Annotated in this window: 14 protein-coding genes; 9 read left to right on the top strand and 5 right to left on the bottom strand. The window is 68.2% G+C overall.

The annotated features are described in order from the left end of the window. The 4 genes from FBR43_RS03135 to FBR43_RS03150 form a co-directional block, all read left to right on the top strand. Positions 1-1,828 (top strand): glycoside hydrolase family 3 protein (locus FBR43_RS03135; protein ID WP_136941816.1); only part of this gene is annotated, 1,828 nt, incomplete at its 5' end. Between the two features lie 68 nt (positions 1,829-1,896). Continuing rightward, positions 1,897-4,047, top strand: a complete 2,151-nt coding sequence (locus tag FBR43_RS03140) for a TonB-dependent siderophore receptor (protein ID WP_136941817.1) — start codon at positions 1,897-1,899, stop codon at positions 4,045-4,047. Continuing rightward, a complete protein-coding gene (locus FBR43_RS03145) occupies positions 4,047-4,625 on the top strand; it encodes a hypothetical protein (RefSeq protein ID WP_136941818.1) in 579 nt (192 codons plus the stop codon). Before FBR43_RS03140 ends, FBR43_RS03145 begins: the two co-directional genes overlap by 1 nt. Further along, positions 4,622-5,935 (top strand): PepSY-associated TM helix domain-containing protein, encoded by a 1,314-nt coding sequence (locus tag FBR43_RS03150; protein WP_136941819.1) that lies wholly within the window; start codon positions 4,622-4,624, stop codon positions 5,933-5,935. Before FBR43_RS03145 ends, FBR43_RS03150 begins: the two co-directional genes overlap by 4 nt. Here FBR43_RS03150 and FBR43_RS03155 read toward each other — a convergent pair. Next, on the bottom strand, positions 5,909-7,042 hold the full coding sequence (locus tag FBR43_RS03155; protein ID WP_136941820.1) for an amidohydrolase family protein: 1,134 nt from the start codon (positions 7,040-7,042) through the stop codon (positions 5,909-5,911). The two genes, FBR43_RS03150 and FBR43_RS03155, sit on opposite strands and share 27 nt — an antisense overlap. A gap of 21 nt (positions 7,043-7,063) precedes the next feature. After that, complete coding sequence (locus FBR43_RS03160) at positions 7,064-8,428, bottom strand: MFS transporter (RefSeq protein ID WP_169542466.1); 1,365 nt, start codon at positions 8,426-8,428, stop codon at positions 7,064-7,066. Between the two features lie 164 nt (positions 8,429-8,592). Here FBR43_RS03160 and FBR43_RS03165 point away from each other — a divergent pair, with 164 nt between their 5' ends. From FBR43_RS03165 to FBR43_RS03185, 5 genes are all read left to right on the top strand, one after another. Beyond that, on the top strand, positions 8,593-9,090 hold the full coding sequence (locus tag FBR43_RS03165) for a MarR family winged helix-turn-helix transcriptional regulator (protein WP_136941822.1): 498 nt from the start codon (positions 8,593-8,595) through the stop codon (positions 9,088-9,090). A 124-nt stretch (positions 9,091-9,214) separates the two neighbouring features. Continuing rightward, positions 9,215-10,294, top strand: coding sequence for an amidohydrolase family protein (locus FBR43_RS03170; RefSeq protein WP_136941823.1), 1,080 nt, complete (start codon positions 9,215-9,217; stop codon positions 10,292-10,294). 39 nt (positions 10,295-10,333) lie between these two features. After that, positions 10,334-13,204 carry a TonB-dependent receptor gene (locus FBR43_RS03175; RefSeq protein WP_136941824.1) on the top strand — a complete coding sequence of 957 codons (2,871 nt, stop codon included), beginning with the start codon at positions 10,334-10,336 and terminating at the stop codon, positions 13,202-13,204. After that, positions 13,201-14,220 carry an amidohydrolase family protein gene (locus tag FBR43_RS03180; RefSeq protein WP_136941825.1) on the top strand — a complete coding sequence of 340 codons (1,020 nt, stop codon included), beginning with the start codon at positions 13,201-13,203 and terminating at the stop codon, positions 14,218-14,220. Before FBR43_RS03175 ends, FBR43_RS03180 begins: the two co-directional genes overlap by 4 nt. Further along, positions 14,217-15,227, top strand: a complete 1,011-nt coding sequence (locus tag FBR43_RS03185; RefSeq protein ID WP_212611877.1) for an amidohydrolase family protein — start codon at positions 14,217-14,219, stop codon at positions 15,225-15,227. The genes FBR43_RS03180 and FBR43_RS03185 overlap by 4 nt, the downstream gene beginning before the upstream one ends. On the opposite strand, the gene FBR43_RS16030 is transcribed toward FBR43_RS03185, so the two are convergent. From FBR43_RS16030 to FBR43_RS03200, 3 genes are all read right to left on the bottom strand, one after another. Beyond that, on the bottom strand, positions 15,224-19,672 hold the full coding sequence (locus FBR43_RS16030) for a hypothetical protein (protein ID WP_169542458.1): 4,449 nt from the start codon (positions 19,670-19,672) through the stop codon (positions 15,224-15,226). The two genes, FBR43_RS03185 and FBR43_RS16030, sit on opposite strands and share 4 nt — an antisense overlap. Before the next feature lie 31 nt (positions 19,673-19,703). After that, complete coding sequence (locus FBR43_RS03195; RefSeq protein ID WP_136941826.1) at positions 19,704-21,023, bottom strand: tetratricopeptide repeat protein; 1,320 nt, start codon at positions 21,021-21,023, stop codon at positions 19,704-19,706. Positions 21,024-21,126: 103 nt separating this feature from the next. Continuing rightward, positions 21,127-22,764, bottom strand: a complete 1,638-nt coding sequence (locus FBR43_RS03200; RefSeq protein ID WP_136941827.1) for an MFS transporter — start codon at positions 22,762-22,764, stop codon at positions 21,127-21,129. Between the last annotated feature and the right edge of the window lie 31 nt (positions 22,765-22,795).

Consider the following 22,795-nt stretch of genomic DNA (forward strand, 5'->3'; position numbering starts at 1 on the left):
CCCGCTGATCGAGGGGTTGCAGGGCAGGGTGGGCGATGCCGACTGGCTGCGCGGCCCCCACATCATCGCCACCGCCAAGCATTTCCTCGGCGACGGCGGCACTCTGGGCGGCAAGGACCAGGGCGACACGCAGGTGAGCGAGGCCGATCTGCGCCGGCTGTTCGCCGCGCCGTACATTCCCGCGATCGAGGCGGGCGTGCAGTCGATCATGGTGAGCTTCTCGAGCTGGAACGGCGTGAAGATGCACGGGCATCGCCCGCTGCTGCGCGGCGTCGTCAAGGATCGCTGGGGATTCGACGGGCTGTTGGTGGGTGACTGGAACGGCCATGGCCAGGTGCCCGGCTGCACGCCCGACAACTGCCGCCAGACCTTCATCGCCGGGCTCGACATGGCGATGGCGCCCGACAGCTGGAAGGGGCTGTGGACCAACACGCTGGCGCAGGCGAAGGACGGATCGCTGCCGATGGCAGTGCTCGACGATGCGGTGCGGCGCATCCTGCGCGTCAAGCTGCGCGCGGGGCTGTTCGAGGCGGCGAGGCCCTCGCAGCGGCCCTATGCCGGGCGGTTCGATCTGCTCGGCAGTGCCGATCATCGCGCGGTCGCGCGCCAGGCGGTGCGCGAATCGCTGGTGCTGCTCAAGAACGCCGGCTCGGTGCTGCCGCTGAAGCCAGGCGCGCGCATCCTCGTGGCAGGCGACGGCGCCGACAACCTGACGATGCAGACGGGCGGCTGGACGCTGACCTGGCAGGGCACCGGCACGACGCGCGCCGACTTCCCCAACGGCCAGACGATCGCCGAGGCAATGGCGGCCGAGGCGAAGGCGGCGGGCGGCAGCGTCACCCACTCGGCCGATGGCAGCTTCACCGAGCGGCCCGACGTGGCGGTCGTCGTCTATGGCGAGACGCCCTATGCCGAGTTCCAGGGCGACCGCACCGATGTGGGCTTTGACGATACGGGCGAGCATCTGGCGCTGCTGCGCCGCCTCAAGGCCGCAGGCATCCCGACGATATCGGTGTTCCTGTCGGGCCGGCCGCTATGGGTGAACCCGCAGCTCAACGCCTCCGACGCGTTCGTCGCCGCCTGGCTGCCCGGCTCCGAGGGCGGCGGCGTCGCCGACATGCTGTTCGGCAAGGCCGACTTCACCGGCAAGCTGCCCTATAGCTGGCCGCGCGAAAGCGACGACACCGCCCTCAACACCGGCGACAAGAACTACGACCCGCTGTTCGCCTATGGCTATGGTCTGACGCTGAAGGACAAGGGCGAGCTGGCACCGCTCCCCGAAACGCGCGCGACGCCGTCGCAGACCGAACGCGACACGCTGTTCGCCGCGGGTCGCGCAGGCGCGGGCAAGCGCCTGCTGGTGGGCGCGCCGGGCGCGCTCGCGGCGGGGCCGGGTGACGACCGCATCACCGCGCGCGGTGCCGATCGTGCCGCGCAGGAAGACAGCGTGCAGCTGCGCTGGAGCGGTCGCGGCGAGGCGGTCGCGGCGATCGTCGCCGAACCGCCGCTCGACCTGGCGACCGGCGGCGCGGCGCGTGCGTTGCTGCTCGATCTGCGCGTCGATACGCCGCCATCGAGCGACGTGTCGCTGTCGATCCGCTGCGGAGCTGGCTGTTCGGGCAGCATCGCGATCACGCCGCAACTGCGCGCCGCGGCTCGGGGGCAATGGACGCAGCTTTCCGTGCCGCTCGCGTGCATCGTCAAGCCGGGTACCCCGCTCGGCGCGATCGACACCCCGCTCTCGATCGGTACCGCCGGAACGCTGGGCATCACGCTGTCGGGTGCCCGGATCGTCGCGGCAGCCGAGGGAGCGGCCTGCCCACAATAGTTTGCAACAACGCTCTTGATAGTGAGATTGACTCGCATTAGAGCCAGCCCAACGAAAAGGGTGGGCCAATGCGATCGATCAAGCCGTTTCTTCTGACCGTCACCACGCTGGCGAGCGCGCCTGCCGCGGCACAAAGCTTCACGCCGGTTGCTGAGCAGAGCGCCGAAATCCTCGTCATCGGCCAGGACCAGTCGTCAGGCGGTGCTACCAAGACCGACACGCCGGCGATCGAGGTGCCGCAGCCCGTCACGATCATTCCCGCCGAACTGTACGAAGCGCAGGGCGCGGTCTCGATCTCGGACACGCTCAACTATGTCGCGGGCGTGCAGGCCAATCCCTATGGGCCTGACAGTCGCGTCGATGGCGCGTTCATCCGCGGGCTCAACGCGCTGCAGTTCCGCGACGGGATGCGTGACATCTTCAGCTTCTATGCGAGCATCCGCGCCGATCCGTATAATTTCTCGAGCGTACAGGTGCTGCGCGGCCCCTCGTCGATGCTGTTTGGACAGGGCGCGCTGGGCGGCCTCATCAACCTCAACTCCAAGCTGCCGTCGCGTGTTGCGACAGGCGAGGTCGCGGTCCGCTACGGTTCGTTCGACCGTTTCGAGGCATTGGCCGATGTGACCGGACCGATCACCGAAGGGCTGGCTGCGCGCATCGTGGCACGTATGCGCGATTCGGGTACGCAGACCGATTTCGTGCCCGACGATCGCGTGATGATCTCGCCCTCGGTCACCTGGTCGCCGAGCGCCAGCACCGACATCACGCTGCTCGGCCTGTATCAGGAGGACGATAGCGGTTCGACCTCCCAGTTCCTGCCGCTGGTGGGAACGATCCTGCCCAACCCCAATGGCCGCCTGCCCAATGACCGCTTCATCGGCAAGCCGGGCTGGGATCGCTATGACGGACGCCTGTTGCAGGGCACCGGCATCGTCGACCATCGCTTCGGCGACCGCGCCAAGCTCAGCCTCAAGCTGCGCTATATCGACAGCGATCTCAGCTACTTCACGCACTATCCCAACAGCTATTCGAACCCCGCCAACCCCTATGTGCTGCTCGATCCGCTGACGGGTGCGCCGGTGATCGATCCTGCGACCGACACCGCGCTTCCCGATCCCGAGCAGCGCACGATCGGCCTGTATTACGATGCCAGCATCGCCCGCATGGAGATATTCTCGACCGACAATAATGTGCAGTTCGGCTTCAACACCGGTGCCGCGATCGAGCATCTGCTGCTCGCCGGGGTCGACTATAGCTGGAACCGCGTGCGCAAGACGGGTGCTTTCGGCATCGAATATATCGACATCTACGACATCGACTATGACGCCATCTCCGATTTCGGCGGTGGCCTGCCGCCGGGTGCCGAGCCCTCGGAAGATGTCGAGCAGACGCAGCTCGGCTTTTATGTTCAGGACCAGATCCGCCTGTGGGATCGCGTGTCGGTCGTGCTCGGCGCCCGGCGTGATCGCGTGACGAGCCGCTCGTTCGGCGGTGCGCAGGTAGCGCAGAGCGCAACGACCTTCCGCGCCGGCGTGATCGGCGAGATCGTCCCCGGTCTGTCGCCGTTCCTAAGCTACACCGAGAGCTTCGAGCCGATCGCCGGAATTGCGAGCAACGGCAATCCCTTCGTGCCCAAACAGGGCAACCAGTATGAAGCGGGCATCAAGTATCAGCCCAATGCCGCGAGCATGGTCACGCTGACTGCCTATCGCATCAAGGAGAACAATCGCCCCGTCGACGATCCCTCCACGCCCGACCCGTTCGACCAGCGGCAGGCGGGATCGCTGACTTCGCAGGGCGTCGAGTTCGAGGCGCGGACGCTGCTGCCGGGGCAGGTGCAGCTCATCGCCAATTACAGCTACAACGAAGCCGAGATCGACGGCACCAACCAGCAGATCGACAATGTGCCCAAGCACAATGCCTCGGTCTGGGCGGCGCGCAGCTTCGCGCTGGGCAATGACCTCGGGCTGCGGCTGGGCGGCGGCGTGCGCTATGCCGGCGAGAACATCTCCTACGGCTTCGCTTTTCCCAACGGCATCGTCACGCCCGATTACACGCTGGTCGACGGTTTCGCCGAAGTAAGCTGGCACCGCTGGCGCTTCTCGGTCAACGCCACCAACCTATTGGGCGAAAGCTATTATTCGGCGTGCCTCGCGCGCGGCGACTGCTTCATCGGGGCCGAGCGCAACATCTTCGGCACGCTGGGCTACCGTTTCTGATGGGCAGCGGCGCGCTCCCCCTGTGGATCGCCGGCTTGCTCGGCGCGGGCGGGGTGGGCGTGCTGCGCCATGCCTGGTCGCTGCCTCAGCGTTCGCCGGGGTGGAACGCGGCGGGCTGGCTCGCCATCGCCGCCGCCGTCGTCGTCGCATGGGGCCATTCGGGGGCGTGGGGCGTGTCGGTCGCGGCGCTGGTGACGACGACGGCGGCGTTCGTCGCGCTTGGCGTCGCCGGCGCCACCGCGCCCCGCGGCCGTGCGGCATCGTCGAACCGGCGTGCGGGCATGTTGCCGCAGCCGGGCGAGCCGCGGCATCTGGCTCGCCGGCTCGGCACCTTCGCGATCGTCATGCCGCTGGGCTTCGCGGTCGCGCTGCTGCTGGGGCTGGCGACGCGTGGCCTCGGCATGGCGCTGGGCTGGGGTGAGGCGAATGCGAATGTCGCCGCGCTGTTCGTGGTGCCGCTCGGCTGGGCGGTGCTGGCCACGGTGCTGCTGATGCAGACGCGGCGCATGCAGTTGCTGACGATGGCGGGGTGCGCGATCCTGTGCGCGCCGCTGATGCTGACGGGGTGGGGATCATGAAGCTGGTGCCGAGTGCCGCGACGGTGAAGAACGCGCTGTCGGCGCATGCCGCGATCGGCCTGCTCGCCGGCGCGCTGCTCTATCTGGTGTGCCTGAGCGGCACCGTGCTGGTGTTCTACGAGGAATGGCAGCGCGCCGAGCAGGTCGACGCGCCCGAGATGACCGCGATCGACGCGCAGGCGGTGCAGCGCGGCGTGGCGGCGGTGCTCGAAAGCGAGCGCGGCAAGCCGCCCACCACGCATCTCTATGTCCACCTGCCCGTGCCCGAACTGCCACGCGCGACGATCACCACCGATACGCAGGCCGTGCATCTCGACGCCGCGGGCCGCATCGCAGCGCCCGAGGAGAACAAGTGGTCGGAGTTCCTCTACGGCCTGCACTATACGCTGCATCTACCGGGCGTTGTCGGCATCACTATCGTCGGCATTCTGGGCATGCTGATGTTCGCGCTGTCGATCACCGGCCTGCTCGCGCATCCGCGCATCTTCCGTGACGCGTTCCGGCTGCGCACGCGCCATGGCGGCGGCGTGGGGCTGGCCGACTGGCACAACCGGCTGAGCGTGTGGACGCTGCCCTTCGGCCTCGCCATCGCGATAACCGGCGCGGCGATCGGGCTCGCGAGCGTCACCGCCTATGCGCTGGCGAGCCGCTATTACGGCAACGATCTCGAGGCGGTGTACGCCCCCATCTTCGGCGGCGAGGCGAAGCCCGATACCGCGCCCGGCCCCGTGCCCGCGGTGGCGACCGCGCTCGACTATATGGCGCGCAACCATCCCGATATAGCGATCACCTATGTGACGCTGCACGATCCGATGACCGCGGGCCAGCATATCCAGATCGTCGCGAGCCCGCCGCGCCGGCTCATCTTCGGCGAATATTACGCTTTCGACGCCGCCGGACGCTTCCACGGCACTGCCGGGCTATCGGACGGTGCGATCGGCCAGCAGATGGCGGCGTCGAACTACAACCTGCATTTCGGCAATTATGGCGGGCTGCCGGTCAAGATCGCCTATTGCCTGTTCGGCCTCGCGCTGACGGTCGTGAGTGCCACGGGCGTGTATATCTGGCTCGGCAAGCGCCGCCGCCGCGGCGTGTACGAGCCGCGGCTACTGGGTGCGTGGCACGGCGTGATCTGGGGGGCGCCTGCCGCACTCGCGGTCACGCTCGTCGCGCGGTTCGCCTTCGGCAACGCTGCGCCGTTCACAGCGATCTTCTGGGGGCTGCTGGTGCTGGCGATTGTGGGCGCGGTGCTCGTCGCCGGGCGCCGTGCCGCCGCCGAAGCATCAATCGGCGCGCCGGCCACCATATAGGCGGAACACCTGCTCGGCATTGGTCTGCATCAGCATCTTCTTGTGCTCGGCGGGAATGGCCAGATGGTCGTGCGCCGCGACCTCGGCCGCCGAGACCTGATAAGGATAGTCCATCGCATAGAGCATACGCTCGGGCCCGAGAACGTCCTGGCAGAAGCGGATCGCCGGTTCCCACGCCACGCCGCTAGTGGTGATCCAGATGTTGTTGCGGAAATAATGCGATACCTTGTGCTTGAGCTTCACCGCAGGCTGCCCGCCGCGCAGGCCGGGCCGCCCGTCGGCGTTGCTCTGCATCCAGTCGAACCGATAAAGCAGCAGCGGCAGCGCCTCGCCCATATGGCCGATGACGAGCCTTAACCTGGGAAAGCGATCGAACGCGCCCGAAAAGATCAGGCCCATCACGTGCATCCAGACTTCATGCGTGAAGCCCGCCAGCGCGCCGGTGAAAGCCCGTTCGGCATAGGGGGCGACCCATTGCGTGGGCGGCGTGGTGGGATGGATGTAGAGTGCTGCGTCGTGCGCCTCGAGCGCTTCGAGCACGGGTAGGAACTGCGGCTCGTCGAGATAGCGACCCTGGGTGTGCGAATTAACGACCGCGCCCGCGAGCTTGAGGTCGCGCATGCCACGCTCGATCTCGCGCACGGCGGCGGGCACGTCCTGCGGCGCGAAGGCGAGCAGGCCCGAAAAGCGATCGGGATGCGCGCGGCAGGCCTCGGCCAGCCGGTCGTTCGAGAGTGCGGCGAGATGCGTGGCGATGCCGCGCTCGAGCACCTGCACGCCCGGCGCCGTTAACAGCAGCAGCTGGTGATCGATGCCGAGCGCGTCCATCCGCGCGATTCGGCCGGGGCCGATGTCGCAAAGCTGCGCCTGCAATGCGGGCAGTCCTGCGAACATCGCGCCCATGCGCAGCGATGCGTCGTCGGGCGGGCAGGCCGAGTGCAGAAGATCGAGCTGCGCGGCGGGGATTTCGGGGATGCTCCACGCTTCCTCCACCGCGATGCGGCGATAGGGCGGGGCGGGGTCGATCGCGCGATCGGGATTGGCGAAGCACGAGACCGCGCCGTCATTCTCCATGCCGCCCGCTGCAGCCCCCGATCGATCGCTCATCGCTTTCCCTTTCCCGAAATGTCAGTGGCCGAGCGTGCGTGTGCCGATGCCGCGATGCACCGCCACCAGCGCCCCCGCGATCAGCACGGGGATCAGGCCGGCCACGAGAAATACCTGCGCAAGCGAGGCGCCGCTCGCGATCATCAACCCGCCGAGCGCGGGCATCGCGATGCCGCCGACGCGCCCCATGCCGAACGCCCAGCCCACCCCCGAGGCGCGGATGCCGGTGGGGTAGGCCTGTGCGCAGATCGCGTTGATCCCCGCCTGGCCACCCGCCTGGCAATATCCCCACACCACCAGCGCGACGATGAAGGCGGAACTGGCGAAGGGCAGCGTGCCGAGCAGCATGATCGCCAGCGCATCGCCTGCGAACAGGATCAGCAGCATGCGGATGCGGCCGAAGCGATCCATCAAAAAGCCGATGCTGGTCGTGCCTGCGAGACCGCCCGTGAAGCCGATGAGCGAGAAGGCCGCCCAGCGGCTGAGCGGCACGCCGCCGAGCACGTTGAAGAAGGTCGCCATCCATGCGCCCAGCAGCGAGATGAGGCCAAGCGCGAGGAAGAAGGTGAGCCACAGCGCCAGCGTCATCGGCGCGCGCCCGTCCCGCAGCACCGCCGTCGCGTCGCCCTGGCGGGGTGCGGCGCGCCGTGCCGCTTCGCTGCCGAGCGCGAAGCGATCGACATGGCCAAGGTCGAGCGTTGGGTCGATGCGCAGCAGCGCAGCCTTGATGCGCGGGTCGCCGGGGTCGCGGCGGATGCGGAATTGCAGCGATTCATCGGTCGCCAGTGCGAAGATCGGCGCCAGCACCAGCGGCACCACGCCGCCGATGACGAACGCGCTTTCCCAGCCATAGCGATCGAGCAGCCCGATAGTGACGAGCGAGGCGAGCGCGCCGCCCGCGGTATAGCCCGAAAAGGCGATGGCGACGAAGGCGGCACGCCGCCTCGGCGGCGCGCATTCGGTCAACATCGCCGCGGCATTGGGGATAACGCCGGCAAGGAACAGCCCCGCGACGCCGCGCAGGATCGCCACGTCGCGCAGCGTCGCGGCCCAGATGGGCGCGAGCGTGAGCAGGCCGAAGACGATCGTGCACAGCAGCAGCACGCGTTTGCGCCCGAACCGGTCGGAAAGCGGGCCCACCGCGAACGAGCCGATCGCCAGCCCGGCCTGCTGGAGCACGAAAATGAGCGTGAGCGCGGTGATCGGCTCGCCGAAGTCGCGGGCCATGGCAGGCGCGATCTTGCCGAGCATGAACACGTCATAGCCGTCGATCAGCATGATGAGCGTCATCAGCACCAGCAGCGGCAGGTGCGGCGCCACGCGCGTCTGCGCGTCGAGCACCGGTTGCACGTCGAATGCGGGAGGGTCGTCGGGCAACTGCGTCAAGAAACGGTGCTCGCCGTCGCGCGAGCAGCGGCGCCATCGCATCGTTCGCGCTCGGCTGCGTGCACGCGACCTCTCCATCCTGTATCTGCTTCAAGCATGGTTGTCGCTGAGGATGCTGTCAACTAGATCGATATCTAACTAAATAACTTGTTATCTGGAGCAACATGACCCGCGCCACACGCCCCGAACCGGCTCCGATGATCTTCGGCGCCACCTATACCGCCACGCCCAAGATGGCAGCGACGCGCCGGGTGATGCTCGTCGGCCGGCGGTATCGCCGCCTGCTCGATCAGGCGCTGCGCGAGGCGGGCTACAGCCAGGTGCGCTGGGAGATACTGCACGCCATCGCGATGGAAGGCGAGAGCACGCTGATGGAGATCGCCAGCCGCATCGGGCTCGAGGCGCCGAGCATCGTTGGGACGATGGAAAAGCTCGATTCGGGCGGATATCTGGAGCGGCATGCCAATGGCGCCGATCGCCGCTCGCGCATCATCCGACTGACCAACAAGGGTAAGGAGGCGGTCGAGATCATGACGGGCATCGTCGCCAGAGAACGCGAGAAGCTGTGGGCAGGCGTAGCACCCGCCGACATCGATACGATGCTTAGCGTTCTCAACCGCATGCGCGACAATCTGTGGGAAGGCGAACGCCCCGCGCGCTGACACTCGGCCGGCACACAATTGATCGTTGACATCTCAACGACCATATAGTTAGATTTATAACTAAGCGGTGAGAGTGCGACCGGGCAACCCGGCGCGTCCGTGGAGATGGATCGAAAGGACGGCCATGACCGAATTGTCGCGCCGTACGCTGCTGCGCGCCGCCGGCACCCTGAGTGCCGCTGCCGCCGCCGCGCCCGTCCTCGCGCGGCAGACGCCGGCGGTGGCGCCCGTGATCGACGTGCACACGCACATGTTTACCAAGGGCTGGGTCGATACGCTGCGCGCCAATCCCGACAAGGATACGCGGCTGGTGAAAGGCAGCCGCTTCGAGGAGGTCGATTATCGCGGCCAGCGCATCGTGCGCATGTCGCCCGAAATGACCGATTTCGACCTGCGCATCCGCAACATGGATGCAGCCGGCGTCGACATGGCGCTCATCAGCCTGACGACGCCGAGCGTGTTCATCGGTGACGAGCGGATCAGCGTGAAGCTCGCCAATGCGGTGAACGACGATTTCGCCGATGCGCAGACGCAGCATCCGCGCCGCCTGCGCTGGTTCTCGGCGCTGCCGTGGCAATATCCCGATGCCGCGATCCGCGAAATGCGCCGCACGCGTGCCAAGGGTGCGATCGGCATCGGCACGACCACCAACATCGCCGGCAAGGCGCTAACCGATCCGCTGTTCGCGCCGATCTGGCGCGAGATTGAGGCGACGGGCACGCCCGTCTTCATCCACCCCACCACGCCCTATGTCGATGTGAGCGCGATGGGCATGGGCGAGCATGGCCTGGCCAATACGGTGGGCTTCACCGCCGACACCAGCCTGTGCTTCATGCGCATGATCCTCGACGGGTTCCTCGATCGCTATCCGAAGCTCGAGCTGATCGCCTGCCACGGCGGTGGCACGATGCCCTATCTGGCGGCGCGCTTCGACCAGATGTGGCAGAAAGGCTCGAGCAACCGCAAGATCGCCAATCCGCCGAGCAGCTACTTCAAGCGGCTGTGGTTCGATTCGATCGTCTACGATCAGGCGACGCTGGCATTCCTTGTCGAGCAGGTGGGCGTCGATCGCGTGCTCTACGGCTCGGACTATCCGTTCCTCATCGGCGACATGAAGGGCGTGCTCGATCGCGTCGACCGCTTGCCCGCCGAACAGGCGCGCGCGGTGCGCAGCGGCAACGCCCAGCGACTCTTCAAGCTCTGACCAGCGGAACCAACGACACGAACAAGGGGGAGGTTTTCGATGCCGGGACTAGCTCGTCGCGCCTGCGCAAGTTCGCTGGCGATTGCCCTTGCCCTCGGCGCGCCGGGCATCGCGCTGGCGCAGGAGGCGGCGCCCGAGCCGCCCCCCAGCGCCGAGCCCGCGCAGGACGCCGCCGATAGCGACGGCGATGCCGGCGGCGAGATCGTCGTCACCGGATCGCGCATCGCACGTGCCGGCTTCTCGGCGCCCACGCCCGTCACGGTGCTGGGTGCCGACCGGCTCGAAAACACCGCCGTCTCGTCGGTCGGCGAGGCCATCCAGCAGCTTCCCTCGGTACTCGCCACCGCGTCGGCCACCACGGCCGGCGTGACGGTGGGCGCGGGCGGCTTCCGCACGATCAACCTGCGCGGCCTGGGTGCGCCGCGCACGCTGGTGCTGGTCAACGGCCGGCGCTTCGTCGGCAGCACGTCCGAGGGCACCGTCGACACCAACCTCATCCCCACCGCCTTGGTCGACCGGGTCGAGGTTGTGACGGGCGGCGCCTCGGCGGCCTATGGATCGGATGCCGTCGCCGGCGTCGTCAACCTCATTCTCAACGACCGGCTCGAAGGGCTCAAGCTCACGCTGCAAAGCGGCATCTCCGAGGATGGCGACGATCGCGACCTGCTGTTCTCGGGCGCTGTCGGCACCAGCTTCGCCGGCGGGCGCGGGCATGTGGTGCTGGGCGGCGAATATGCCGACAATAGCGGCGTCGGCAACTGCTACCGCGAGGCCATGCCCAACCGGCGCTTCTGCCAGGAGGAATGGCAGGTCCTTTCGAACACCACGCCCGGCGTGAACGGCTATCCGGCGTTCGTCGTCACCGACAATGTGCATACCGGCCTGCTCGCGCAGGGCGGCGTCATCAATTCGGGTCCGCTGCGCGGCAACCAGTTCGATGCCAATGGCGAGCTGATCCCGTTCGAGTACGGCATCCTGCCCGGCCTGTTCATGGGCGGCGGCAGCGGCGAGTTCGAGAATCCCTTCCGCACCGCGGGCGTCATCAAGGTGCCCGTCGAGCGCATCGCCGCGTTCGGCCGCGCGGGCTACGAGATCACCGACACGATCGACGCTTTCGTCGAGGCGTCGTACGGCCGCGTCAACGTCATCACCCAGGCGTCGCAGATCCGCGATACCGCGCTGGTCATCCAGCGCAGCAACCCGTTCCTGACGCCGTCGACCGTTGCGCGGATGACGCAGCTCGGCCTCCAGACGATCACCGTCGGGCGTGCGGGCGACGATCTGGGCTTTGCGCTCGGCGATACCACGGTCGAGACATGGCGCGCCGCCGCGGGGCTCAACGGTACATTCGGCGCGGACCTCAAATGGGACGCCTATTACCAATATGGCCGCACCGACTTCACGCAGGAAGTCAGCAACAACCGCATCAACGCCAATTTCACCCGCGCCATCCAAGCGACGCGCGATCCGGCGACCGGGCAGGTGGTGTGCGCCGCGACGCTCAGCCCCGATCCGGCGGTGCGCGCGGCGGCGGCGGGCTGCGTGCCGCTCAACATCATCGGCCGCAACCGCTTCACACCCGAGGCCAAGGCGTACAGCTTCGGCACGTCGCGGCAGGACACCACGCTCGAACAACATGTCGTCGCCGCCAATCTGCGCGGCACGCTTGCCGATCTGTGGGCGGGGCCGTTCTCGTTCGCGGTGGGCGCCGAGCACCGGCAGGACAGCATCGCCGGCACCGCCGATCCCATCTCGCAGCGGCTTGGCTTCTTCGTCACCAACGGCACGACGTTCGACGCGCCGGCGGTGAAGGTGACCGAGGGCTATGCCGAGGCGCTGCTGCCGCTGCTGCGCGACCTGCCTTTCGCCAGGCATCTCGAACTCAACGGCGCGGTGCGCTATACCGATTACAGCACCAGCGGCGGTGTGACGACGTGGAAGCTCGGCGGCATCTGGGAGCCGATCGACGCGATCCGCCTTCGCGCCACGCGCTCGCGCGACATCCGCGCGCCCAATGTCAGCGAGCTGTTCAGCCCGCTCACCAGCACCTTCAGCTCGATCCTCGACCGGCGGACGGGCGTGAACACGCTCACCCCCATCCTGCGCGGCGGCAATCCGGGTCTGCGCCCCGAAGTCGCCGATACCTGGACCGTAGGCGCGTCGATCCAGCCGCGGCTCGGGTTCCTCGATGGGCTGCGCTTCTCGGTCGACTATTACGATATCGAGATCCGCGACGCGATCGGCGTGATCGGCGCGCAGACGATCGCCAATCGCTGCTTCGAGGGCGCGCAGGAGTTCTGCGCCTTCCTCGTGATCGATCCGACGACCGGAGTCATCCAGCAGGCGACCGATCGCTTCCTCAACGTCAACCGCCTGACGACGCGCGGGCTCGACTTCGAGCTCGACTATGCGACCGATATCGGTGCGGCGGGCCGGCTCGGCTTTCGCGGCCTCGCCACGCATGTCTTCGAGCTGGTGACGACCGACAGCGCCGGTTCGGTCGATCGCGCGGGGCAGACGGGCGTGCCCGTCTCGGCGATCCCTGGCGTGCCCGACTGGACGTTCGACGGCACCGTGACCTGGGACTATCGCCCGCTGTCGGTCAGCTTCCAGGGCCGCTACATCACCGAGGGCAAGTACGACAACACGCTGGTCGGCCCGCAAGACGAAGGCTTCGATATCCGCGCGCGCAACAGCATCAACGACAATCGCGTCGATGCCTATTTCATCGCCAACCTGTCGCTGCGGCTCAATGTCGGCGACGACGATCGCTTCCAGTTCTTCGGCGTCGTCAACAACCTGTTCAACCGCGAGCCGCCACTGGCACCCGGATCGCAGGGCTATACCAACGCCGTGCTGTTCGATCAGGTGATGCGCACCTTCCGCGCCGGCGTGCGCATCCGGATGTGAGGCATCGCCGCATCGCCGCCGAGGAGGCGTTCGCCACGCCCGAGCAGCTCGCCGCGTACCGGCTGCTCGGCGAAAGCGGCTGGCGCGATCCCGACGTGCAGTTCTGGAAGGGCGCGGTGGCAGGCGCGTTCGACGATATAGTCGCGCGGCTGCTCGACGTGGGCGAGGGGCGCGTCGCCGCGATGGACCGTCACGGCATCGACGTGCAGATCCTGTCGCTCACTTCGCCCGGCGTGCAGCTGTTTGCGCCCGCCCGCGCGTCGGAGCTGGCCCGCGCGAGCAACGACCTGCTCGCGGCCGCGATCGCGCGCCACCCTACGCGCTTCGCTGGGCTGGCGGCGGTCGCGCCGCACGATCCCGCCGGCGCGGTGCGCGAGATGGAGCGCGCGATCGGGTCGCTGGGGCTGAAAGGCATTCTCATCAACAGCCATACCGACGGGCGCTATCTCGACGAGGCGCAGTTCCTGCCCGTGCTCGAAGCGGCGGAGGCGATGGCCGTGCCCGTCTACCTCCATCCGCGCTCGCTGCCCGAGGCGGCGGCGGCGGGCTATGGCGCGCATCACCTGAATGGCGGCATCTGGGGCTATGCCGCCGAGACGGGGCTGCATGCGGTGCGGCTCATCATGGCGGGCGTGTTCGCGCGGCTGCCGGGGCTGCGCATCGTGCTCGGCCATCTGGGCGAGGGGCTGCCATGGTGGCTCTACCGGCTCGACTATATGTACAAGCTGCAATCGCGCCGCATTCCGCGCGGCGCCAACTTGCTGCCCAGCGACTATGTGCGCCAGAATTTTTGGATTACGACGAGCGGCATGAACGATGCCGATGCCGTTCGCTTCTGCATCGCCAAGCTGGGGGTCGAGCGCGTGCTGTGGGCCGTCGACTATCCCTATCAGGAAGCCGGCGAGGCGGTGTCGTTTCTCAATGCGATGGACCTGCCGGCTGCACACAAGCGCGCCATCTTCGGCGCCAATGCCGAGCGCCTGTTCGGCATCGCCGCACTGGAGCAAGCCGCATGACCGATATGCGTCGCATCGCGACCGAGGAAGCCTTTGCCACGCCCGAGCAGATGGCGGCGATGGAGCAGGCGGTGGCGGGCGGCGCGCACGATGCCGACACGCCGTTCTGGAGCATGATGTGGCGTGGCCAGAGCCCCTTCGCGCAGCGCGTGATGCGGCAGCTCCTCGATCTCGAGGACGAGCGGCTAACGGTGATGGACGCGCACGGCGTTGACATGCATGTGCTCGCGCTGACCTCGCCCGGAGTGCAGAGTCTGCACGCGCCCGATGCGGTCGCACTCGCGCGGCGGAGCAACGATCTGCTCGCGGCGTTGATCGCCCGCCGTCCCACGCGCTTCGCCGGACTCGCGACGATCGCGCCGCAGAGCCCCGACGCCGCCGCCCGCGAGATCGAGCGCGCGGTGGCGACGCTCGGCCTCAACGGCGTGATGGTCAATTCGCACACCAACGACGAATATCTCGACGAGCCGCACTATCTGCCGATTTTCGAGGCAGCGCACGCGATGGGCGTGCCGATCTACATCCACCCGCGCGGACCTTCGGCGGGGATGGCGGCGCCCTATCGCAAATACGGGCTCGAAACCGCGATCTGGGGCTATGGCGCCGAAACCGGGCTGCATGGCGTGCGCATTCTGGTGAGCGGCCTGCTCGATCGCTTTCCCGGCCTCAAGATCGTGCTTGGCCATATGGGCGAGGGCATTCCCTACTGGCTGTGGCGCATCGATTACATGCACCGCCACGGCAGCGGGCGGCCGGCGATGCGGCGCAGCGTGGCCGAGACGTTCCGCGACCATTTCATCGTTACCAGCAGCGGTATGCACAGTCCCGAGGCGCTGCGCTTCTGCATCGATACGCTCGGCGCCGACAAGCTGATGTGGGCGATCGACTATCCGTATCAGGAGACGCCGGGTGCCGTCGCCTTCCTCGACGAGATCGCGCTGACGGTGGAGGAGCGCGCCGCGTTCCTCCACCGCAATGCCGAGCGCGTGTTCGGCATCGGACCCTAGCGCCCGAAGCTGACCAGGTCGCCGAGCAGCGCGCGCGCCACCGCTGCGTCGGGGGCGGTCATCGTCTGCGGCGCCGGCGGCGTGGCGGCAGCGACGGGTGCTTCGAAGCGTGCCCATGCCGCCGCATCGGCGCCCGCCGGCGCCGCGCGGAAGGCCGCCACTCCCTCGATCCGCTCGGCCGACGAGGTGCGCACGGCGTAACTGATGCCGGCATAGCCGCCGCCCTCGCCACCCAGATAGCCCTGCACCTGCGTCCCGCGCTCGGCATTGGTGGTCGGCACGTTGGCGAAGAAGCGGTTGTCGAACAGCCGCTCGCTCGGCGCATCGAGTCCGCCGGGCGTCGTGAAGGTGAAGCTGCGATCGCCGAAAGCGACGGTGCCCGTCACCGCGGCGCGCATCGTGCCGAAATCGACCGCCATCGCGCCGGTGAAGCTGCCCGGCTGCATCGCGCGGCTCGAACTCGTCGGCGTGGTGCCGCCGATATGATCGTAGCGGATGATGCCGGTGGTCGGCAGCGCGGTGGCGGGCTGCATCCACATCAGATGCATTGCCTGGTCGCCCGTCAGCGTCCGTTCGAACCCCTGCCCGGTGCTGCTGACATAGCGGTAGCCGGTGTTCATGCTGCGCGACCAGCCGATCGTCGCGCGATCGCCGCCCCGTTCGACGACATGCGTGGTGTCGGCGGGCAGCGTGATTGCGCCGCGCCCCCCCTGCACCGCCGCATCGACCAGCGCCCCGTCGATCACCTGGATGCGCGCCGCGACGCCGCTTTCGCCCGCACTGGCGCCGGCAAAGATGAAGCTGTGGCCGATGGCGCCGGCGGGCGACACCCCGTCGCTGCCGAGCGGTGGCTCGGGTTCGGGCTCGGGCTCGGGCTCGGGCTCGGGGTCGGGCAATGCGCCCCGCTGGCCGAACAGCGCCGCGCCCACGATCGATTGCGACCGATCTGGTCGCCCGGCGATGTAGTTGATGCCGACCGTACGCGTATCGTCACCGGAGAAGATGCCCTGGATCGTGAGTGTGCAGGCGCCCGGCGGGCAGGTGCCGGCATTGTCGCTTGCGGTTAGCGCAGTCGAAAAATGATCACTCGCACCGAGCCGCGTGACCACCGACGCGCCCGATGCCGGCCCGTCGAGACCGCCAGCCGTCGCGAAGCTGTAGACATAGGCGCCGGTCGCACGCGGCATGGTGATGCGGCCGTCGATCGCCATGCGGATTTCGCTGCCGAACAGCAGCGCCATGTCAGCCTCGAAGCGTCCCGGCGCGAGGCTGCCGTCGGCAATCGTCGGCTGGGTCGCGGCGATCAGCGCATAGTCGATCCGCCCGCTGGCGGGCAGCGCGAAGCCGGGGCCGGTGGGGCGGGTCAGCAGATAGTGCAACCCTTGATTAGGTCCGATGACGAACGGATTGGCGCCGGTATTGGTGCCATCGGTCCAGCGACCGATCACTGCATCGGCATTGCCGAAGACGTCGACGACGCGCGCGGTGCCCGGCGTCCGGATGAAGGTATCGCGCCGATAGGAGAGCAGCGCGCCGTTTTCACCAAGCGTGTAGGCCGATGCCTCGAAGCCGGTTTCGCCGCCGGCGACGATCGTGCCCCGGTCGGTGGGTGCGCCCACCACCATGTTGACGTTGGCGATCACGGGATCGAACCCGCCCTGATAGCCGACCAGCGGCGGCGGCGTGCCCGGCTCGGGTTCGGGCTCCGGCTCAGGTTCGGGTTCGGGTTCCGGCTCAGGCTCGGGTTCGGGTTCGGGTTCGGGTTCCGGCTCGGGCAGTTCGTCGAACGCATCGGGATCGCCGCCGCCGGTCACAAAGGCATAGTATCGCGTGAAGAACCCGGCGAGATCGCGCAGGAACGTCGCCGACGCGCCGGCACCTTCGAGTGCCGCCAGATAGGCGTTGATCTGCGCCTGGGTGAGGGCGGTGTATTCGGTCGGCACGCCGCCCGCCGCCAGATAGGCGTAATAGGCGCGCAGCGCGTCGCCATAGCCGGCGAAGATATTGGCGTTCAGCCCGGCAAAACCGTCGACGGTGCCGCCGCCCTGCAGATAGGTGAGATAGGCGGCGAAGAAGCCTGCATTCTCGCCCAGATAGCGATCGAGCAGGCCGGCGGCGGCCAGCGCTTCCAGATATTGGCGCAATATGAGCGGATCGACCGTGCCATAGGCCGATGGCAGGCCGCCCGCTGCCAGATAGGCGAAATAGCCCTGGAGCGCGGTGCCATAGCCCGCGAACACATTTGCCGGCAGTTCGCCGAACGCGTCGATTGCGCCCCCGCTCTCGAGATAGGCGAGATAGGCGGTGAAGAACGCGGCATTCTGTCCGAGGAAGCGGTCGAGCACGCCGGCGCTGCGCAGCGCGCTCAGATATTCGCGCAAGGTTGCAGGATCGAGCGCGGCATAGGCCGAGGGAATGCCACCTGTCGCCAGATAGGCGGCATAGGCCTGAAGCGCGCTAGCATAACTCGTGTAGAGCGTGGCGGGCAGCTGAGCGAAGCCGTCGGGCGCGCCACCGCTTTCCAGATAGGCCAGATATGCCGCGAAGAAGCCCGCATCGGCGCCCAGGAAGCGGTCGAGCGTGCCGCTGGCCCGCAGCGCTTCCAGATACTGGCGCAGCACCGCGGGGTCCACCGCGCTATAGGCCGATGGAAGGCCGCCGGCTTCCAGATAGCTTGAATAGGCCTGTAGTGCGCTGGCATAGCCTGCGAAGACGTTGGCGGGCAATTCGCCGAACCCGTCGGGCGCACCGCCCGCTTCGAGATACGCGAGATAGGCTTCGAGGAATCCGGCATTGGTGCCCAGATACCGCTCGAACGTGCCGGAAGCTCGCAGCGCTTCCAGATAGCGGCGCACCAGTGCGGGATCGAGCGTGGCATAGGCCGAAGGCAGCCCGCCGCCGGCCAGATAGGCGACATAGGCGTTGAGCGCGTCGCCATAGCTCGCGAACACGTTGGCGGGCAGCGCGCCAAACGCGTCGGGCACGCCGCCACCGGCCAGATATGCGCGATAGGCCTCGAAGAACTCGGCGCGGTCGCCCAGCACGCGCGCGAACAGCCCGGTCGCGCGCAGTGTCTCGAGATAGGCCAGCAGCTGCGCGCTGCTCAGGCCGGCATAGCTGCTCGGCGCGTTGCCGGCGACGAGATAGGCGTAGAAGTCGCCCAGCGCCGCGCGATACTGGTCGGCAAAGGCAAGGCCGCCGCTGCCCGATGCGAGCGAGGCGAGATAGGCGTCGAGCAGTGCGCGATCGGCGGTATCAAGACTGGCGGCGAGCCCTGAATCGCGCAGGAACCGCAGATATTGCTCGATCGTCGCCTGGCTTGCCTGGCCGAACTGCGCCGGATCGCCGCCGCCGCGCACATAGGCCAGATAGGCTTCGGTCAGGCCGGTGAAGCTGCCGACGAAGCCATTGGCGCTGCCGCCGTCGCGCAGGAACGCGAGATAGGCCTCAGCCAATGCGCGATCGGCGTCGGCCAGGCTCGACAGCCGGCCGGTGCGCGCCTGGAAGGCGAGAAAGGCGTTAATGTCGGCCACGCTGGCGCCGGTGAAGCTCGAAGGCGCCGCGCCCGAGCGCAGCAGATCGAGATATTGCCGCAGCAGTCCGGCATAGACCGACAGGAAATCGCCGCCAGCCGTCCCCCGCTCGAGATAGGAGAGATAGGCGCGCACGATGTCGGGCGACGCGCCCGGAAACGCCTCGCCGCCATAAGGTGCTGCAAGGCGTGCGGCGTAATCGGCGACGAGCGCCAGATCGCCGGTCGGGAAGGTGGCGAGTGTCGGCGCGGCGACCGCAGCCTCGATCCGCCGCGCGGCGGCGACCACGTCTCCCGACGCGCCGCTCGCCGCCAGTCCCTCACCCAATGCCACGGGCAGGCCGTTGGCCGCGACCGCGAGCGGCCCGCCGCTGGCGACGGCGTAGACCGGCGCCGCATCGGGCGTGGCCTGCGCACCGATCGCCACCACCTGCGCGACGCCGCGTGCGTCGCCGCGCCACATCTCGCCGCCGGCGAAGCGCCGCGTACGCTCGCCTGCGCCGATCGTCGCGCTGCCCGTCAGCACATGGCCGCGCACGCCCTCGGGCGCGACGCTGAAGCTCGCCGCCGAGCCGATGCCACCGACGCGCCCGACGACGCCGCCCGGCATCCGTACCAGCTGCTCGCCGCCGGCGCCGCCTGCCACCGTGACGCTGCCCGAATAGAGGTCGATGCTGCCATCGGCCTGCACGGCGAAGCTGCCGCTGGCGACGAACGACGCGGTGCCGCCGCCGGCCAGCCGCAGCTGCGTGATGCCGCTTGCCTGATCGACGCGCTCGCCGCGCTCGGCGCGTTCGGCAAGCGCACGGTCGCTCGCGAACAGGATTTCGCGCGCGCCGGCGGGCGCCGACAGCGCGGTGAAGGATACGCCCAGCAGCAGCGTGGCGGCGAAGTTGCGATGGATGCGGTTCATGGCTGGTTTCCCTCGAGATTGGGCAGCGGGATCAGAATTCGAAGCGGATGCCTGCCGAGGCGGTCCAGCGTTCGTGATCGTAGAGCGCGATGTTGCTCCAGTTGCGCGCATAGGTGACGCGGGGGCGCACGAAGAGATTGGGCGTGAGCGCGATCTTGACGCCGAGCGACACGTCGACGCGCTCGTCGGCGCGCTTGGCGAGGAACAGCAGATCCTCGCGGTCGTAGCGGCGCAGGTCGAACGCGACGCCGCCCACCACCGCGACGCCCTGCGCGACGGGAACCTCGGCGCCGACGCTGGCACCGCCGAAGCTGTTGCTGTTGGCGTCGCCGGCATCGCGGCGCGTCTCCTCGTGCCCGCCGATGACATTGACCGACAGAATGCGCGTCACATAGGCCGCGGCCAGCGCGAAACGGTCGGCATCGCGCAGCGGATCGCGATCGAAGTTGAAGCGGTTATACTGCGCCGATAGCGACAATGCCTTTCCGCCGCCCAGCAGGTGCGTGTATTGCGCAATCGCGCCATAGGCCTGGCGAAAGCCCTCGCGCCCCAGCCAGAACTGCTGCACCTGCCCCGACAGCGACACGACGTCGCGATTGGCGAAGCTGTGCGCGAAGCCCGCGGTGCCGGTGACGCTCGCCTGATCGAAACGGTCGCTGTCGAAATTGTCGCGCCAGTTGCCGAGCACGCTGGCGAACAGCCGGTCCTGCCGCCCGATCGCGGTGACGGCGCTCACGCCGCCCTGGACCTCGTAGAACTCGTCGGCCTGCGCACGCGCGTCGGCGCCCAGCGTGCCCGGCCCCAGCCCCGCGAACAGCGGGATGGTGATCGTCGTCAGCTCGGTCGCGGCATTGATATTGTCGTCATAGCCAATCGATGCGTCGAGAAAGCCGCTGATGTCCGATCCGCCGCCGGCGATCTGCGTGTCGAGCTGCTGGACCAGCCGGGTGAAGCGCTGGCGCACCGGATCGGGGATCGTCGGATCGTCGACGACGGTGCCGAATTGCTGGCGCGCCGTGTCGGGATCACCCGCCATCGCATAGGCGCGTGCCAGCTCGGCGCGGGCAGGGGCGTTGTCGGGCTGCACCGCCAGCACGCGCTGGAAGGCGATGATCGCATCGCCGTGCCGCCCGGCATCGACGGCGGCGGTGCCCAGCTCGTAATCGAAGGCAGGATCGCCCGCGCGTGTCGCGACCTGCGCCTCAAGCGCGCGATAGCGTGCCTCGGCTGTGGCCTTGGTCGACTGTGCGGTCTCGTCTGGCGAGGCCCATGCGGCCGGCGCCACGAAGGCCGAAGCCGCCGCAAGCCCCGCCAGCAATCCGCGGTGATAGCGTGTCGCGAACCCGATCATATGTCCCCCTGTGTCAGCACAGGGTTGTTCAGCTATCGGGGTGGGGCGGCGATGTCTGGTTACAAATCCCGTCAGATTGCCGACGGCGGCAAAAACACGCCTACTATATCGGCTCGCCGGCGGCGCGCGCGCGGGCGACCATCGCCTCCTGATCGCGGCCGACGCGCAGCAGCAGCGCGATCAGCAGCGCGACGCTGACCGGCGCCACGAGATTGACCGCGACGATCGCGCCCGCCAGATCGCCGCCGCGCGCATCGCTCACCATGCCTACCGCATAGGGGCCAATGCCGAGGCCGAAGATCGTCTGGACGACGAAGTAGAAGCTCACCGTCATCCCGCGCATGCGCGGCAGCACCAGATCGTAGAGCACGGCATAGAGCGGCGGCAGCCACATCGTGAGTACCAGGCTGTAGAGCGAGAAGCGCAGGTAGAAGCTCGCAGCATCGGATGCCGCATAGACCCAGGGCGCAAGCAGCGGCGACACGCCGAGCGCGAACAGCGTGACCCACACGCGCCCGCGCGGGCTGCCGCGGCTCACCCGGTCGGAAAGCGGCCCCGCGATCAGCGGCCCCGCGACGCCGAGCACGACGGCGAGGATGCCGAATTGCAGCCCGACGGCGCTGGGCGACAGCCCATAGCTCGCCATCAGGAACGATGGCGTGAAGCCCATGACTCCATAGCTGATGACGCTCTGGCAGGCGCCGACGCCGACGCACATCAGCACCGAGGGCGACGCGCCGATGACGGCGAAGGCAGGCCGGTCGGTGCGGCGCAGCGTTTGTAGCAAGTTGGCAACCACGAACACGCCGAAGCCCACGACGCTCCATTGCAGCAGATGCGGGCTGACGGCCGCGCCGCCGATCTTCAAAGGCGGCCGCGGCGAGAAGGCTTCGGCCCAGCCGATCAGTGCCCATGCGCCGGTCAGGATCGCGGCAAGAATGCCCAGATTGAGCGTCCAGGCGCCTGCGCCCGCGCGGGCTCGTGCCAGCGTGATCCAGTTGGCGCCCGGCGTCACCGCCGTCAGGATGTTGATGCTCGCACGGAACGGTGCCGGATCGGGCGGCGAGACGATGCCGTCGATCGCGCCGCGCTCGGGTTCGCGCAGCCGCCACATCAACGCGGCGATGGCGAAGCCCGGCATTGCCGCCACCAGAAAGGCGAACTGCCAGCCTGCCAGACCCAGCGGCGCGCCGCTCGCGGCATGGCGTGCATTCCACCAGTCGGCCGCGAAGCCGCCCAGCATCAGCGATCCGCCGAGCCCCAGCGCGATCGCCGATGCGAACACCGCCATCACCAGGCCACGTCGGCGCTTGGGGAAATAGTCGTAGAGCAGGCTGGTGCCGGCGGGCTGTGCCGACGCCTCACCGATGCCCACGCCGAGCCGCGACAGCGCGAGCAGCAGAAAGCCGCCGGCAAAGGCCGCGGCTGCGGTCGACAGCGACCAGAAGAAGATCGACACCGACAGCAGCCGCGTGCGTATCCAGCCATCGGCGAGCCGCCCGAGCGGCAGCGAGAACAGCGCGTAGAACAGCGCGAAGACGGTGCCGTACAGCAGCCCCATCTCGGCATCGCCGATACCGAGATCGGCCTTGATCGCCGGTGCCAGGATCGCAAGGATGTTGCGATCGAGCATGCTGACGACCTGCGCGGCGCCCACCAGCGCCAGCGCATACCAGCCGCCCGGCAAGGGGCGGGTGCCATCGGCCAGTGAAGCCGGCTGCGCTGCGGCGCGATCGATCATACTGCTACTCCGTCGATCGCGCCTGTCGCGC

It is taken from the genome of Sphingomonas baiyangensis, from assembly GCF_005144715.1.
Lineage (GTDB): Bacteria > Pseudomonadota > Alphaproteobacteria > Sphingomonadales > Sphingomonadaceae > Sphingomonas > Sphingomonas baiyangensis.

Coding starts and splice junctions, on each gene's coding strand:
- FBR43_RS03140 (WP_136941817.1), top strand. CDS start 1,897: ATGCGATCGATCAAGCCGTTTCTTCTGACCGTCACCACGCTGGCGAGC.
- FBR43_RS03145 (WP_136941818.1), top strand. CDS start 4,047: ATGGGCAGCGGCGCGCTCCCCCTGTGGATCGCCGGCTTGCTCGGCGCG.
- FBR43_RS03150 (WP_136941819.1), top strand. CDS start 4,622: ATGAAGCTGGTGCCGAGTGCCGCGACGGTGAAGAACGCGCTGTCGGCG.
- FBR43_RS03155 (WP_136941820.1), bottom strand. CDS start 7,042: ATGAGCGATCGATCGGGGGCTGCAGCGGGCGGCATGGAGAATGACGGC.
- FBR43_RS03165 (WP_136941822.1), top strand. CDS start 8,593: ATGACCCGCGCCACACGCCCCGAACCGGCTCCGATGATCTTCGGCGCC.
- FBR43_RS03170 (WP_136941823.1), top strand. CDS start 9,215: ATGACCGAATTGTCGCGCCGTACGCTGCTGCGCGCCGCCGGCACCCTG.
- FBR43_RS03175 (WP_136941824.1), top strand. CDS start 10,334: ATGCCGGGACTAGCTCGTCGCGCCTGCGCAAGTTCGCTGGCGATTGCC.
- FBR43_RS03185 (WP_212611877.1), top strand. CDS start 14,217: ATGACCGATATGCGTCGCATCGCGACCGAGGAAGCCTTTGCCACGCCC.
- FBR43_RS16030 (WP_169542458.1), bottom strand. CDS start 19,672: ATGAACCGCATCCATCGCAACTTCGCCGCCACGCTGCTGCTGGGCGTA.
- FBR43_RS03195 (WP_136941826.1), bottom strand. CDS start 21,023: ATGATCGGGTTCGCGACACGCTATCACCGCGGATTGCTGGCGGGGCTT.
- FBR43_RS03200 (WP_136941827.1), bottom strand. CDS start 22,764: ATGATCGATCGCGCCGCAGCGCAGCCGGCTTCACTGGCCGATGGCACC.